Here is a 13,964-nt window from a genome sequence, read left to right as displayed (position 1 = left end):
GTCAATACTCCTCTGGCATCTCCAAAAGGGTTTCATACGAAAACACCGGTCCGTCCTGACACACGTAATACGGGCCGATGTTGCAGCGCCCGCACTTCCCAAGACCGCACTTCATCTTCATCTCGAGGGTCGTGATGATATCCCCCGGTGCAAAGCCGAGCTCCCGGAGCGCTTTGATAGTGAACTTTATCATAATCGGGGGGCCGCAGACAATACTCACCCACTTGGTGCACGGGAAAGAGAAAACCTCCCGGAGGACGTTCGGCACAAGCCCCACTCTGCCCTCCCAGGACGCATTGCCTTCATCGACCGTAAGACAGAGCGCGAGGTCTTCACGCTTTCTCCAGCGCTCAAGCTCCCACCGGAAGACAAGGTCCTGAGGCGTGCGGGCACCGTAGAGGATGAAGACATCCCCGAAAGACGAGCGGTGCTCTGGAGCGAGGACGTAGTTAATGAGGGAACGCAAAGGCGCAAGGCCAATTCCCCCACCCACAAAGAGCAGGTGCTTCCCAAGGAGTTCCTCAACCGGAAACCCGTTCCCGTAAGGTCCCCGCAGGCCAACCGTATCCCCGGGGTTCAAGCGGTGCAGTGCTTGGGTCACCGAGCCGATGCGCTTGACGCTGAACTCGAGGAACGTCCTCTCGGTGGGGGAGGAGGAGATGGAAAAGGGTGCCTCTCCCACTCCGGGCACGAAAATTTCGGCAAACTGTCCTGGACGGTACACGAAGTGCTCGGGGCGTGGAATCCGAAAGGTCTTGATATCCTGGGTCTCCTCGACAATCTCCGCTATGGGGAGAAGGCACGGCGTGTATATTCCTTCACAGGGCACAGGACACCACCCTCTCGACCGCTTCCCGAATATCCCAGTTGACCGGACACAGCGCCACACATCGCCCGCATCCTACACAGCCGAACACACCTTTCCGGAGAGGATGGTAGGAGAACTTGTGGAGGATTCTCTGGCGAACCCGCTGCATGGGGTGGGATCTCGGGTTGTGGGAAGAAGCGTGGAGCGTGAACTTTGGGAACATGCAGCTATCCCAAGTCCGGATCATCGCCCCCCGGAGCCTCCCTTCAAGCGCCAGGTCAAAGCAAAAGCACGTCGGACACAGAAACGTGCAGGCCCCGCAGTTCAGGCACCCCCAGGCAACATCCTCCCAGATGTCACGTCCAAAGGCCTTGTAGAGGTACTCTGGGGTTTTCTCGGGGAAGGGTGGGGGAGCGTTCCGCGTAAGGTTCTCTGCAAGCGTTTCGAGTTCCTCCTGCTCGCTGGATGCAAGGGGCCGTCCCGACGGTCCTTCTCCTTCAAAGTACACCCCAAAGGGCAGCGGCAGGGCGAAGAAATCCGCACCTTCCCGGGAAAGTGGATGCCCCCCGACTTTCGTGCAGAAACAGGTGGTTCCAAAAAAGGCGCATCCCAGAGCACCGAGGATGAGGTTCTTGCGCCGGGTCGCATAGTACGGGTCCTGAGGAGCATTCCCGAGAAAAACGGCGTCAAGAACATCGGTAACGGCTTTCACTTCACAGGGAGCGGCAAGAAGGAGGATGGGTGTACCCTCCGGGGGGAGGGAATGCACGTTCCACGTCCTCTGCGCCCAGAAGAACCGGTACAACGCTTCATGCTGGGGAAGGAGAACGGCTTTGGGGGTGGGAACAGAGGGAAAGGGAAGGCGAAAACGCCTGGCCACCGTTTCCGTCACAAAAGTCTTCCCACGACTCAACCACTCAAGGAAAGCCTCACGGGCGACTACCACACCGTTACCGGATAAACGCATTGGGGTCATCCTCCCGGTACGTCACAAAAGGCGCCGGGGCCGCGACGTCCACCCCGGCTTCAAAGGCGAAGTGCTCCCGCACGGTGTCGGAAACGGCAAAGAACATCGTGGCAACCGGTATCCCGAGGGGGCATGCCCGTTCGCAAGCACCACACTCGACACATCGTCCGGCAAGGTGCATCGCTCGTCCCACGTGGAAGACGAAGTTATCCCGGAGCGTCGGGGAAGGGTGGAGGAACGAGGGTTTGTGGCTTTCGGCAAAGCACTCCTTGCAGTAGCACATGGGACAGGCGTTACGGCAGGCGTAGCAGCGGATACACCGGGAGAGTTCCTTCCGGAAGAATTCCCACCGTTTTTCTTCGGGGAGACTCTGGAGCTCTCCCAGGGTATCCTCCTGGGGAAGCGACGGCACCTCACCACCCTCGACGAGGATATCGTACACAAGAGGACTGCGGTAGCGGCAGCGCCGGCATGAAGCGTCAAGGAACGATGCAAGGGGGTACGCCACACCCCGAATCACGATTTCCCCGCCTCTTAAGGTCACCTCATGCTCCTTAAGGCCCTCCCATTCGGTGAGCTTTCTCGTGTCCACCATGCCCGGACAGGGCACGCCGAGGATGAGAAGGTTTTCCCGGCGCAGCCGGTTCTCCCTCATGAGTGCCACACAGGCCCGGCCATCGCACCCCTTGGCCACGATGGCGACACGCTCAATGCCCTGTGGAAGGAAGAGGAGGTACCGCGCCAGGTTCAGGCCGCAGAAAGAATTGAAGACGAGTTCCTCGATCTCGCAAGAGTCTCGGAAAAGATACGGCCGGGTGCGGAAGGGGAGTGAGCCCTTCCGGTACCCGAGAACCCCCTGGACTTCATGCTCTTCAAGGAGCTTGCGGGCAGCGTCATGAAGCGTCACAGGTGCTTTCCCCCTCACGCAGCGGATTTGGACCAAGGCTTCGTACTGCCTCAGTAACGGCTTTGACCACATCGGCAAAGCGCTGCCCCTCAGATGCTGAGACCCAGGAAAAATGCACCCGGTCCCTGAGACCAAGAAGGGCTAAAAGCTCGTGGAGCACGAGGAACTTCCTCCGGGCAAAGTAGTTCCCGCTCAGGTAGTGGCAGTCCCCGGGGTGGCATCCGGAGACGAGCACCCCATCGGCCCCCTCCCGGAGGGCTTTCAGGATGTACAGAGGGTCAACACTCCCCGAACACGGTACCCGCACAACCCGGATATTCGGGGGATACTGAATCCGGCTCACTCCGGCAAGGTCTGCCCCTGCGTAACTGCACCAGTGACAGAGAAAGGCCACAATTTTAGGTTCCCATGGAGAGTTCATAGAGGTACTCCACCTCGGAGAGAATCGCCTCTGGTGTGAAGCCATACACTCTGATTGCTCCGCTGCGGCAGGTCGCACTGCACAGCCCGCATCCCTTGCACAGGGCCCGATTGACCCGTGCCACACCCTTTTCCCAATCCACGGCAATTGCCCGGTACTGGCACACCCGCTCGCAGTCCCCACAGGCCACGCACTTCTTCTCGTCCACCGAGGCAATCTGGGCCTCAGCAAGGAGAACGTCTTTACTGAGGACGGCCATGAGGCGGGCGACCGCAGCTTTTGCCTGAAGGATGCTCTCTTCGGCGAGCTTCGGCCCATGGGCGAGCCCGCAGACGTAAATGCCCTCCGTTGCAAAGTCCACTGGGCGGAGCTTCACGTGGGCCTCGAGGAAAAACCCGTCCTGAGTGAGGGGCACCTTGAGGAGCCTGGCAAGAGCCGGGGCATCCTCATGGGGCACGATACCTGTGCTGAGAACCACAAGGTCCGCACCGAGGGTGACTTCCTCCCCAAGGAGAGGGTCGACAAAGCGCACAAGAAGCTCCTCGTTCCCCTCTTCCACCGCAGGCATCGCCTCATCCCCAAACCGCACGAAGAGAACGCCCTTTTCCCGGGCTTTCGTATAGTACCGCTCATAGAGGCCGTACGTCCGCATGTCTCTATAGAGCACCACGACCTCCGTGCCCGGGGAAATTTCCTTGAGGCGCAGGGCGTTTTTCACTGCCTGGAGACAGCACACCCGGCTGCAGTAGGGATGTTCGGTATTTCGGGAACCCACGCACTGAATCATGACCACCCGCCCCGGGGGCGAGAAGGTCCCTGCGTGGATACCGGCTTCGAGCTCCCTCTGGGTGAGGACCCTCGGGTCCCTGCCGTAGAGGAATGCCCCACCTTGGGGGAGGTACGCCCTGCCGCCCGTGGCAACGATGATGCCCCCATGTTTCAGAGTGTGGAGGGTTCCCTTCTCGTGTACAACGCTCTCGAAATTCCCCACAAAGCCGTTGACCTCAAGGACGCTGCTCTCGAGAAAAACCGTAATCCTCGGGTTTTCGGCAATCTCCCTTTTGAGTTTCTCCCGAAGCTTCCCAAGGTCCACCCCCTCAACGGTATATGGGGGGCTCTGTCCTCCAAGGTCCTTTTCCCGTTCCACGAGGTACACCGGGATACCCTGCCGTGCTGCCTCTAAAGCGGCGGTCATCCCCGAAAGCCCCCCACCGATGACCAGAACCCCTTTCTCCACAGGGACGGGAAGGGGGGCAAGCGGCTCAAGGAGAGCGGCCTTCGCCACCGCCATGGCCACGAGGTCTTTCGCCTTTTCGGTGGCCTCTTCCTTCTCCTCCTGGTGGACCCAGGAACACTGGTCACGGATATTGGCCATCACGAAAAGGTAAGGGTTGAGACCTGCTTCCTTCAGGGTCTCCCGGAAGAGGGGCTCGTGTGTTCGTGGAGAGCAGGAAGCCACCACGACCCGGTTGAGCCCAAGTTCCTGAATCTTTGCCTTGATGCGCTCCTGAGTGTCCTGAGAACAGGTGTACAGGTTCTCCTCGGCGAACACCACCCCGGGGAGATTCTGTGCCCACTCCACCACCGCTTTCGTATCCACAACCCCGGCGATGTTGATCCCGCAGCGGCACACGAAGACCCCGATTCGAAGCGGCGAAGCGGTGACGTCCCGCTCCGGAGGATAAACCTTTTCCCGAACAAGGCGAAAGCGAGACGGGGCGAGGAGCGACCCGACCTCAGACGCCACGGCACTCGCCTCGACCACCGTTCCCGGAATGTCTTTGGGACCGGCAAGGCTCCCGCACACGAAGATTCCCGGCCGAACCTCCCGCGTCCCAAAGTCGGTAAAGTACGGGAAACCCTCGCCGTCAAGGGCCACGCCACAGCGGGCAAGGCGCTCTTTCTCCTCGTCCGGGACGCAGAGGCCAACAGAAAGCACCACAAGGTCAAAGGTTTCGCTTTGTTTTTTCCCGCCTTCGTCAACGTAGAAGACCACCGGGTCGCCGTCGCGAGAAGCAGCAATGTGGCTCACCCGTCCCCGGACAAAGTGGATCCCTGAGGCCTTTGCCCGCTCGTAGTACCTCTCGAAATCCTTCCCGAAGGCCCGCATGTCGATGAGGAAAACGGTGACGTCAAGAGGAACGTCCCTTCCCTCATGAGGCAGTGCACAGCAAGAACTTTCTCCCTCTACCCGGAGGTGTTCCATGGCAACAAGCGCTTCTTTGATGGCGTACATGCAGCACACCGAGGAACAGTAGGAACCACCCCGCTCCCGATCCCGGGAGCCCACACACTGCACGAAAGCAATGTTCCGTGGTACCTTTCCGTCAGAGGGCCGGACGACCTTCCCCTTTGTGGGACCAGAAGCGCTGAGGATTCGCTCAAAGTCGAGGCTTGTGATAACGTTGGGGTACTTCCGGTACCCGAGTTCTCGAAGGCGCTTCGCCGGATCGAACACCTCGGTCCCGGTGGCGTAGACGATGGCCCCCACCCTGAGCTCCCGCAAGCGTACCTCATCCCCGTGGCGTATGGCGTTCCTCTTGCACGCTTCAATACACCTCAGGCACTCCGCACACCCACCACAGGAGAGACACCTCTGTGCCTCATCTCGGGCTTCTTGCTCAGTGTATCCGGAAACCACCTCAGCAAATCCTGTGACCCGTTTGGACACCTCAAGCTTCCTCGGGGGTTCCCCAGGGTTTTTCCGTTCCCCCCAAGGGATGGCAAGCGGAGCAGGCGAAAGGCGCTGCTTTTCAAAGGGCACTCCCCGAAGGTACGCATCGATGGCGTACGCCGCCCGCTTTCCGTGGGCAATGGCCTCAACAAGGGTCGCCGGCCCAAGGACGAGATCCCCCCCGGCGAACACCCCAGGACAGGAGGTCGCGAGATTCTCCCCCACCTTCACCGTCCCCCAGGGGGTGAGCTCGAGGCCTTCCTTTTCGGGAACGACCACCTTCTGGCCTGTCGCCACAATGTAGAGGTCCGCAGAGACGACGAACTCGCTCCCCGGGACGACTTCGGGCCGCCGTCTCCCCGACTCGTCCGGAGCACAGAGCCTGACCCCAGCCATCTCGAGGAGGAGTTCCCCGTCAACCTCAACGAAGCGCCTCGGTGCAGCACAGAAGACGAACTCCACGCCCTCTTCCTTTGCCTCCTCAACCTCTTCCGGGCGAGCAGGCATCTCGTCGAAGGAACGGCGGTAGTACACGGTGACTTCTTTTGCCCCCTGACGGAGGGCGGTCCGGGCACAGTCAACGGCCACGTTCCCTCCGCCAATCACGGCAATACGCTCGGCCCTGGGGACGTCTTCGCAGCGGTGGCAACGAAGGAGGTACGCCAGGCCGTCGAGGACCTGGGGATGGTCCTCCCCTTCAATCCCGAGCCTTGCGCCCTTCCAGGCCCCACAGGCAAGGTACACCGCAGAAAACCCCCGGGCAAAGAGGTCCTGGAGGAGGAAATCCCTGCCCCAGGCGGTGTTGCAGCGAATATCCACCCCAAGCTCCTGCAACGCCCGGATTTCCCATTCCACCACATCCCGGGGAAGGCGATACGGAGGAATGCCGAAACGCATCATGCCTCCGGGGTGGCTTTGCGCTTCAAAGACCACTACCTGATACCCGAGAAGACGCAGAAAGTACGCACAGCTCAAGCCACTCGGTCCTGCGCCAACAACGGCGACCCTCTCAGAACGTTCTCTCCGGACCTCCGGCAGGAGCGCTTTTCCGAGACTGCGCTCGAAATCGGCAAGAAATCGCTTGAGGTACGGGATACGGAGCGGCGCATCGAGCATGCCCCGCTGGCAGTGCTCCATGCAGGGGTGGTGGCAGGCTCGGCCACAGATTCCCGGGAAGGGGTTGTCCATCCGGACGACCCGGAGGGCTTCTTCAAAGCGCCCCTCCCGGATAAGGGCGATGTACCCCTGCGCTTTTTGCTCAAGAGGACAGGCTGCCTGGCAATTGGGAATCCCCCGCTTCTCAATCTGAAAAGCCCCGGGGAACGCCTGAGGAAAGAGGCGGAAGATGGCCTTTCTTGTGCTCAACCCTCCCTCGAAGTCGTTGGGGAGGTTGACCGGGCAGGCATTCGCACAGTCCCCACACCCGGTGCAGGAAGCCACGTCCACGTACCGGGGATTTTCCCGAATGGTTACGGTGAAGTTTCCCGCCTCTCCCGAGACGCCCACCACCTCCGCAAGGGTGAGCACCTCAATGTTGAGGTGGCGACCACATTCGACGAGTTTGGGAGAGAGAATGCACATGGCACAGTCGTTCGTGGGGAATGTTTTATCAAGACGCGCCATGAGTCCCCCGATGCTTGCGGACTTCTCAACGAGGTACACGAAGAACCCCGCCTCCGCAAGGTCAAGGGCAACTTCAATGCCTCCAATGCCCCCTCCCACAACAAGGACTGCTCCAAGAGGCTCAGGCGCCCTCTCCATGCCTTCCTCCCTCCAGGCGCTCCTTCCAGAGGTCCTCGTACTCCGGGAACGTGAAAGCTCTCTTCTCCCACAGGGAAACGATGACATCCCGGCGAAGCCTCTGCGTCCGGGAATCGAGGTCCTCGATGATTTGCTTCCACACTGAAGGCACATGACCCTCTTCAACCGCCATTTCCCGAAGAACCTGAAGGACGTTAGCGAACTCCACCCCCTGCGGGCAGTGGGCCACACAGCGGAAGCAGGCCGCACACATCCAGATAGTCCGGGACGCAAGAACGCTTCGGTCCCCAAGGAGCACCTGGTGGATGATCCGGCGAGGGTTGAATTCCTCCTCGACTTCCGCTACCGGGCACGTTGCCGTGCACACCCCGCAGGAAAAACAGAGGAAAAGCCCCTCCCCTCCCGGGCGGTGGGCAACCTCGTACCGGAAGGACATATCATACACCTTCGCCACCTCCCTGACCTGGACGGGGGAAAAGACCCGAGGCCCGAACAATCTCGGGAACAATACTCTCCCAGGCTACCGCCATAATGTGGACACCCCGCACCCCCTCAATTGCTCGAAGGGCAGCAATGGTTTCAACGGCAATGCGTACCCCCTCCTCTTTTGGGTCCCGGGCGTTTCGCATCCGTTCCTCAACCCAGGCCGGGATGACCATTCCCGGGACCTCGTCCTTCATGTAGCGGAGGGCCTGGAGTGACTTGAGCGGGATAATCCCGGCAAGGATGTGGACCTTCTCGTGGAGCTTCAAGCGGCGGACCTCCTCCATCCACCGGGAAAAAAGCTCAAGGTCGAACACCGCCTGGGTCTGAATGAACTGAGCTCCGGCCTCCACCTTTTTGGCAAGACGAAACACCCGAAACTCCAGGGGATCGGCAAAGGGATTCTCACCGGCCCCCAGGAAGGCCCGGACTTCCCCTTTCACCTTTTCACCGCTTGCGAACACGCCTTCATCCCGGATTCTTCGAAACATATCAAGAAGCTGCACCGAGTCGATGTCGAAAACGCTCCGTGCCTCAGGATGGTTGCCGAGACTCTGATGGTCTCCGGTGAGGCAGAGGAAGTTCTCAATGCCCAGAGCGCAGGCCCCGAGGAAATCGCTCTGGAGGGCGATACGGTTCCTGTCCCGGCAGGTGAGCTGCATCACCGGCTCAAGACCTGCCTCACGCACGATGAGGCAACTCGCAAAACTCGAAAGGCGGACAATGGCCGTCTGATTGTCGGTAATGTTCACCGCATCCACAAAACCCCGAATCTGGGCACACTTCTTCACTATGCTTTCCCGATCAACCCCCTTCGGAGGACCGACCTCAGCCGTCACCACAAAGACTCCCCGTTCCAGGAGTTCCCGGAGCACACTCACCGCCTGACGTCCTCCCGAACGATCTTCCTCTGAGCCCCAAAGCGTGAGGGTCCCCAGTTCTTGGGGGGCTGGATCACGAAGAGTTCCTCAAGCCTCCCGAGGGCTTTCATCCGGTCGTAGATGAGTTGCCACGCACAGTCCCGATCTGGCCGGACCTCGCACCGGCCATTCTTCGACCCTCCACAGGGGCCGTTCAAGAGATTTTTGGCGCAGCGAGCCACAGGGCAAATCCCCCCAAATCGGTGCACGATGCACTCCCCGCAGCCGATACACCGTTCCTCCCACACCCCCTGCGCAAGCGGTGCCCCCATGAAACTAGTGTTGAGACCGGGGAGAACGGGAATACCCGGAAAAACCTCACTCAGCGTCTGTACCCCCACCCCGCAGGCAAGAGAGAGTACCGCCTGGAACGCCGGGACCGTCTCCCGGAGTGGCAGGAGGAACTCCCGCTCGCACTGCCGCTCAACCGAAGCGGCTTCTGCCGCAAAACCTTTGAGCCGAAGCAGTGCCGCCACTTCCCGGGCCTCCTTTTCCCCTCCGGCAAGGCACACCGTAACGCAAGCCCCACACCCGAGCACCAGAACCTCCCGGTAGGGGGAAAGGCTTTCCAGGATTTCCCTGAGGGGTTTCCGCTCACCGACGATCACACGACCACCCTCGCTTTGAGCTCTCCAAGACGATTGGGGTTTGCGAAAACACAGAGAACCCTTTTGGGGATTTCGGCTTCCTCAAGGAGCCGGGAAACCCTCGCCACCCGCTTTTCCGCAAGGACGCTTCCCCACGCATTCCGGCAACTTGCGGGGGGACAGCCCACAAGAAGGAGCGTATCGCACCGAAGGAGCAGTGCGAGGATCGTCTCCTCATCCACACCCCCAAGGCAGGGTACAGGAAACACCTCCACGATGCGGTCCCAGATTTCCGGTGCCTCTTTCCCCAGAGCACAGAGTGCCGGGAATCCGCTCCGTTCACAACCTATGATTCCCAAGGACACGATGCACCACCTCAAACGTGATGGCTCTCGCCGGACAGAGCCCGGCACATATGCCGCAGCGGGCACACAGCGCTTCATTCACCGCAATGCACCGCTTGAGGTCGCCTGAAAGCTCAATGGCTCCGGTGGGACAGCTCCGGAGACACGTCAGGCACAGGGCACAGCGCTCCGCATCAACACGTACCCGCCCCTCTTCCTGAATGCTCCCCTCTTCAAGGTACCGGGAAACGGTCACCACGAGGTCCTCCACATCCCCCCACGCCACGAAAACCCCAGGAATGTTCGTGGCAAAAGGAAGGAGGTTGGGATTCTCGGGAAGTTCAAGAACGACCTCCCGGTCGCTTAGAAAAATCTTTTCAAAAGGCGGGAGCACACAGGTTTTCCGGTTCACCGGAACGAGCCAGTGGGCTTCACAACGCACGGGGAAGGGGTCTTTTTCTGGAGTGTACGTGACGACCACCCGACGCATATCCAGGCTTGGCGAAAGGGAAACCCGAGAGAGGGGGAGCTTCTCGAAGAGCACTCCCGCTTCCCGGGCTCTCCGGAACGCTTCCTCAAACCCCTCATGGGCCACAAACACCTCTTCGGCGAGCACCAAAACCTGCGCACCCTGAGGAGGCAAAGAAGCCAGGGCAAAAATCCTCTCCCAGTCCTCCGGGTACGGGTGTGGGGAAGGGACAAGGAGGACTACACACATCTTCCGGAGGGACGAAAGCCCGAGGACCTGAGGCAAACGTTCAAGAGCAACGACTCTCCCGGTATCCAGAACCTCCTGGGGGAGCACAACGGGCGGCTCTTCTTGCAGCGAGGGAACAAGAACACACGCCCCCACGGGGATACCATGCGGCATGACGTAGAAATCCACGCCTTTTCGGGAGAGCGCAAAAGACGGAAAAGAAACAGCTGGAATCTGCGCTCTGGCGAATGCCTCACGGAGCCTCCCGTCACCTTCCGGGTAGAGAAGCACCCTCCGGGTCGGGGTCACCCGAAAGGCGGCGACGTCTATCTTCGGGGGCACAAGGGACTTGAGAAAATTCCGCCAGAGCGTCCGGCATTTTCCTTCAGGAAGATCGCGCACCTCCTCATACGGAAAAACCGCAACCCTCAGGGGATTGACCCCAAGGCGAAGCGCAAGCTCTGCCACCTCGTCTTCCGTGAGGAGGGCACTCCCAAGGACCACGACAAAGGATGAAGGCAAGAGGGCCTTCGTCCTTTCCGGGGTCACAACTTCGTACGAAAGAGCAACCCTCTCGAGTTCTTCAGTCACCCACAGGGGCAAACTCCTGTCGCTCCCAAAAAGCGCAACCTGCACCCACCTTACCTCCCAAGAAGCGCTCCGAGTTCTTTTGCAAGCCTCTCCGCTTCGAAGATGGCGCCCGTGATGTCCTTCGGTCCTGTAGCTGTCCCGCAGGCAAAGACCCCGTCCTGAGGGTGGGGGACGATGAACCCACCCTCCCTTTGCGGAAGACGGAAGAGCTCTGCCATCCGCTGTGTCCCGGGTGAGGCCACAAGACCAACCGAAAGCACCACCGCATCGTAGCGCCGCCCTGTGGCTCTCCCGTCCACCTCCACAAAGACCGTCACTCCGTCCGCATCCTCCTCAAGGGCAAAGGGCAGGGAACGATACCGGAAGACCGAATGGGCCGCATTACGGAGGGCTTCCTGTCCGTCCCCGAGGACCTGGAGATCCATGGAGTAACAATCGATACGCACTTCGGAAAACCGGAACCGGAGGTTTGCCGCAAGGCGGAGGGCGTAACGGCAGCAGACCTGCGAGCAGTACCCCAGTCGCTTCCGGGCATTCCGGGACCCCACGCACTGCACGAACGCAAGGGAACGGAAAGCGGCAAACTCCTCGAGGTTGCCGTCTTTGAGCCTGCGCTCAAGGTCAAATCCGGTGAGGATTCGCTCCCTTCTCCCCCAGAGGTACTGGGGGAACTCCTCCACTGGGAAAGGCACCGCACCCGTCGCAAGGACGACCAAGCGGGCGACAAGTTCTCTACGGTCTGTAGTGATACGGAAACCTCCTTTTTCCCGAACCACCGCACGTGGAGACTCCCCGGTGATGCTCTCTACCCCAATCCGCCCCTTTCGCACAACTTCTGCAGCCCGGCACACACCGCAGCGGAGGCACCGGTCGGTAGCCTTACAGGAGAGTTCCACCGCAAGGCCCCCCAGAGATGCCTTCTCCTCAAGGACGAGGACATCGCCCTTCTCCTGAAGGGCGGAGGCCACCGCAAGCCCGGCAACGCCTCCGCCGATCACAAGGACGTCAACGCGTTCCATCAGAAAAGCCCCACAATCCGTCCTTCCGCATCGATATCTACTTTATTCCCCGCAGGCTCCGAAGGCAAGCCGGGCATGGTCCGAATTTCTCCACAGAGGGGATAGAGGAACCCTGCACCGATGGCGGGACGAATGTCTTTGATCGGGAGCCTGAATCCCCGGGGGCGTCCTTTGAGTTTTGGGTCGTGAGAGAGGGAAAGATGGGTCTTGGCCATGCAGATGGGGAGCTTGTCCCAGCCGAACTCGGTGAAGCGCCTGATTTTCTCCTCCACGCCTTCCTCGTACACCACACCATCAGCCCCGTAAATCTTCGTGGCGATGATTTCGATTTTCTCCTTGATCGGGATATCCAGGGGATAGAGGAACCGGAAGTCCTTAGGTTCGTCACAGGCCCGAACCACCGCCTCGGCAAGCTCCCTCCCTCCGGCACCGCCTTTTGCCCAGACCTCAGACACCGCACAGGCATAGGCGCCGTTCTCAAGGGCAATTTTCTCAATGGCCCGTATTTCCCGGTCGGTGTCCGTTGCAAAAAGGTTGATGGCCACAACGACCGGAACCCCAAAGAGGCGGGCATTCTCAATCTGCTTCACCAGGTTCTCCGCACCCTGCTCCACCGCAGCGACGTCTTCTTCTGCAAGCGCAGGGTCGAGGGGCTTCCCGGGCACCACTCTGTACTTACCGCTGTGCATTTTGAGCGCCCGGACTGAGCACACCATGACCACGCAGTCGGGAGCAAGGCCACTGTAGCGGCACTTGATGTTCATGAACTTCTCCATGCCGCAGTCCGCACCGAAACCGCTCTCCGTGACCACGTACTCGCTCAGGCGAAGAGCAATCTGGTCGGCGAGAATGGAGCTATTCCCGTGGGCAATGTTGGCGAAGGGTCCGGCGTGGACAAAGCAGGGTGTGTTCTCCAGAGTCTGGAGAAGGTTCGGCTTGATGGCATCTTTGAGAAGCACCGCCATGGCCCCAGCACACCGTAAATCCTCCGCCGTCACCGGTTTCTTCTCCACGTTGTACCCGATGACAATCCGACCAAGGCGTTCCCGCAAATCCCGAAGACCCGTTGTGAGGGCGAGAATGGCCATAACCTCTGAAGCCACGGCGATATCGAAACCCGATTCCCGGGGGATGCCATTGTCTTTGCCTCCAAGGCCAATGACGATTTTCCGCAGTGCCCGGTCGCTCACGTCCACGACCCTCGGCCAGCTTATGGTGAAAGGATCAATGCGCAGAGCGTTCCCGTGGTAGATGTGATTGTCGATGAAGGCAGCCAGGAGGTTGTGGGCGAGGGCCACCGCATGGGTATCACCGGTTAAGTGCAGGTTGAAATCTTCCATGGGGACAACTTGAGCGTAGCCACCACCTGCAGCACCCCCTTTAATGCCGAAAACCGGACCCAGGGACGGCTGGCGGATGCAGACAATACTCTTTTTCCCGATTCTGTTGAGGGCCATGGAGAGACCGATGGTGGTGACGGTTTTCCCCTCCCCAAGGGGTGTGGGGGTGATGGCGGTCACATCGATGTACTTCCCCAGGGGGCGGTCCTTGAATTTCTCAAGAACCTGAAGGGACACCTTCGCTTTGTACTTCCCGTAGAGCTCAATGTCGTCTTCCTCAAGACCGAGGTCTCTGGCAATCTCCATGATGGGCTTCAAGTGGGCGCTCTGGGCAATTTCGAGGTCCGACAGCATGTTTCCCCCTCCAATTCTTTCCTAATTTGAATTATAACATAAATAAAGCTATTAAGTAATAGGGAAGAACGAAAAGGGAGGGAAATACCCT

Annotated in this window: 12 protein-coding genes; all 12 read right to left on the bottom strand. The window is 59.9% G+C overall.

Annotated features, from left to right (window positions below; translation table 11 throughout):
* Position 1 precedes the first annotated feature (1 nt).
* Genes ACP6EK_RS06260 through ACP6EK_RS06205 form a run of 12 tightly spaced genes read right to left on the bottom strand, consistent with a single transcriptional unit; the run spans position 2 to position 13,873 of the window.
* Positions 2-829: an FAD/NAD(P)-binding protein gene (locus ACP6EK_RS06260; RefSeq protein ID WP_438314204.1), complete on the bottom strand. Its 828-nt coding sequence runs from the start codon at positions 827-829 to the stop codon at positions 2-4.
* Positions 819-1,775: a 4Fe-4S dicluster domain-containing protein gene (locus ACP6EK_RS06255; RefSeq protein WP_438314201.1), complete on the bottom strand. Its 957-nt coding sequence runs from the start codon at positions 1,773-1,775 to the stop codon at positions 819-821. Before ACP6EK_RS06255 ends, ACP6EK_RS06260 begins: the two co-directional genes overlap by 11 nt.
* Complete coding sequence (locus ACP6EK_RS06250) at positions 1,759-2,682, bottom strand: 4Fe-4S dicluster domain-containing protein (protein ID WP_438314199.1); 924 nt, start codon at positions 2,680-2,682, stop codon at positions 1,759-1,761. Before ACP6EK_RS06250 ends, ACP6EK_RS06255 begins: the two co-directional genes overlap by 17 nt.
* Positions 2,669-3,103 (bottom strand): hydrogenase iron-sulfur subunit, encoded by a 435-nt coding sequence (locus tag ACP6EK_RS06245; protein ID WP_438314196.1) that lies wholly within the window; start codon positions 3,101-3,103, stop codon positions 2,669-2,671. Before ACP6EK_RS06245 ends, ACP6EK_RS06250 begins: the two co-directional genes overlap by 14 nt.
* The gene (locus ACP6EK_RS06240) at positions 3,081-7,538 is read right to left on the bottom strand and encodes an FAD-dependent oxidoreductase (protein WP_438314194.1); all 4,458 of its coding nucleotides are present in this window, start codon (positions 7,536-7,538) and stop codon (positions 3,081-3,083) included. Before ACP6EK_RS06240 ends, ACP6EK_RS06245 begins: the two co-directional genes overlap by 23 nt.
* The gene (locus ACP6EK_RS06235; protein WP_438314191.1) at positions 7,522-7,992 is read right to left on the bottom strand and encodes a 4Fe-4S dicluster domain-containing protein; all 471 of its coding nucleotides are present in this window, start codon (positions 7,990-7,992) and stop codon (positions 7,522-7,524) included. Before ACP6EK_RS06235 ends, ACP6EK_RS06240 begins: the two co-directional genes overlap by 17 nt.
* Positions 7,976-8,902, bottom strand: coding sequence for a methylenetetrahydrofolate reductase (locus ACP6EK_RS06230; protein WP_438314189.1), 927 nt, complete (start codon positions 8,900-8,902; stop codon positions 7,976-7,978). Before ACP6EK_RS06230 ends, ACP6EK_RS06235 begins: the two co-directional genes overlap by 17 nt.
* Complete coding sequence (locus ACP6EK_RS06225) at positions 8,899-9,549, bottom strand: methylenetetrahydrofolate reductase C-terminal domain-containing protein (protein ID WP_438314186.1); 651 nt, start codon at positions 9,547-9,549, stop codon at positions 8,899-8,901. Before ACP6EK_RS06225 ends, ACP6EK_RS06230 begins: the two co-directional genes overlap by 4 nt.
* Positions 9,546-9,893 (bottom strand): hydrogenase iron-sulfur subunit, encoded by a 348-nt coding sequence (locus tag ACP6EK_RS06220; protein WP_438314183.1) that lies wholly within the window; start codon positions 9,891-9,893, stop codon positions 9,546-9,548. The genes ACP6EK_RS06225 and ACP6EK_RS06220 overlap by 4 nt, the downstream gene beginning before the upstream one ends.
* Positions 9,868-11,205 (bottom strand): 4Fe-4S binding protein, encoded by a 1,338-nt coding sequence (locus ACP6EK_RS06215; protein ID WP_438314180.1) that lies wholly within the window; start codon positions 11,203-11,205, stop codon positions 9,868-9,870. The genes ACP6EK_RS06220 and ACP6EK_RS06215 overlap by 26 nt, the downstream gene beginning before the upstream one ends.
* A 5-nt stretch (positions 11,206-11,210) precedes the next feature.
* A complete protein-coding gene (locus tag ACP6EK_RS06210) occupies positions 11,211-12,179 on the bottom strand; it encodes an FAD-dependent oxidoreductase (RefSeq protein WP_438314177.1) in 969 nt (322 codons plus the stop codon).
* Complete coding sequence (locus ACP6EK_RS06205) at positions 12,179-13,873, bottom strand: formate--tetrahydrofolate ligase (protein WP_438314174.1); 1,695 nt, start codon at positions 13,871-13,873, stop codon at positions 12,179-12,181. Before ACP6EK_RS06205 ends, ACP6EK_RS06210 begins: the two co-directional genes overlap by 1 nt.
* Between the last annotated feature and the right edge of the window lie 91 nt (positions 13,874-13,964).

This window comes from Candidatus Caldatribacterium sp. SIUC1 (assembly GCF_051549785.1).
GTDB lineage: Bacteria > Atribacterota > Atribacteria > Atribacterales > Caldatribacteriaceae > Caldatribacterium.
The sequence above is the reverse complement of the archived record's forward strand: the minus strand, read 5'-3'. Positions and strand labels throughout refer to the sequence as shown.

Excerpts from the sequence above, each read along its gene's own strand:
- ACP6EK_RS06255 (WP_438314201.1), bottom strand. The coding sequence starts at position 1,775 with ATGCGTTTATCCGGTAACGGTGTGGTAGTCGCCCGTGAGGCTTTCCTT.
- ACP6EK_RS06245 (WP_438314196.1), bottom strand. The coding sequence starts at position 3,103 with ATGAACTCTCCATGGGAACCTAAAATTGTGGCCTTTCTCTGTCACTGG.
- ACP6EK_RS06240 (WP_438314194.1), bottom strand. The coding sequence starts at position 7,538 with ATGGAGAGGGCGCCTGAGCCTCTTGGAGCAGTCCTTGTTGTGGGAGGG.
- ACP6EK_RS06210 (WP_438314177.1), bottom strand. The coding sequence starts at position 12,179 with ATGGAACGCGTTGACGTCCTTGTGATCGGCGGAGGCGTTGCCGGGCTT.
- ACP6EK_RS06205 (WP_438314174.1), bottom strand. The coding sequence starts at position 13,873 with ATGCTGTCGGACCTCGAAATTGCCCAGAGCGCCCACTTGAAGCCCATC.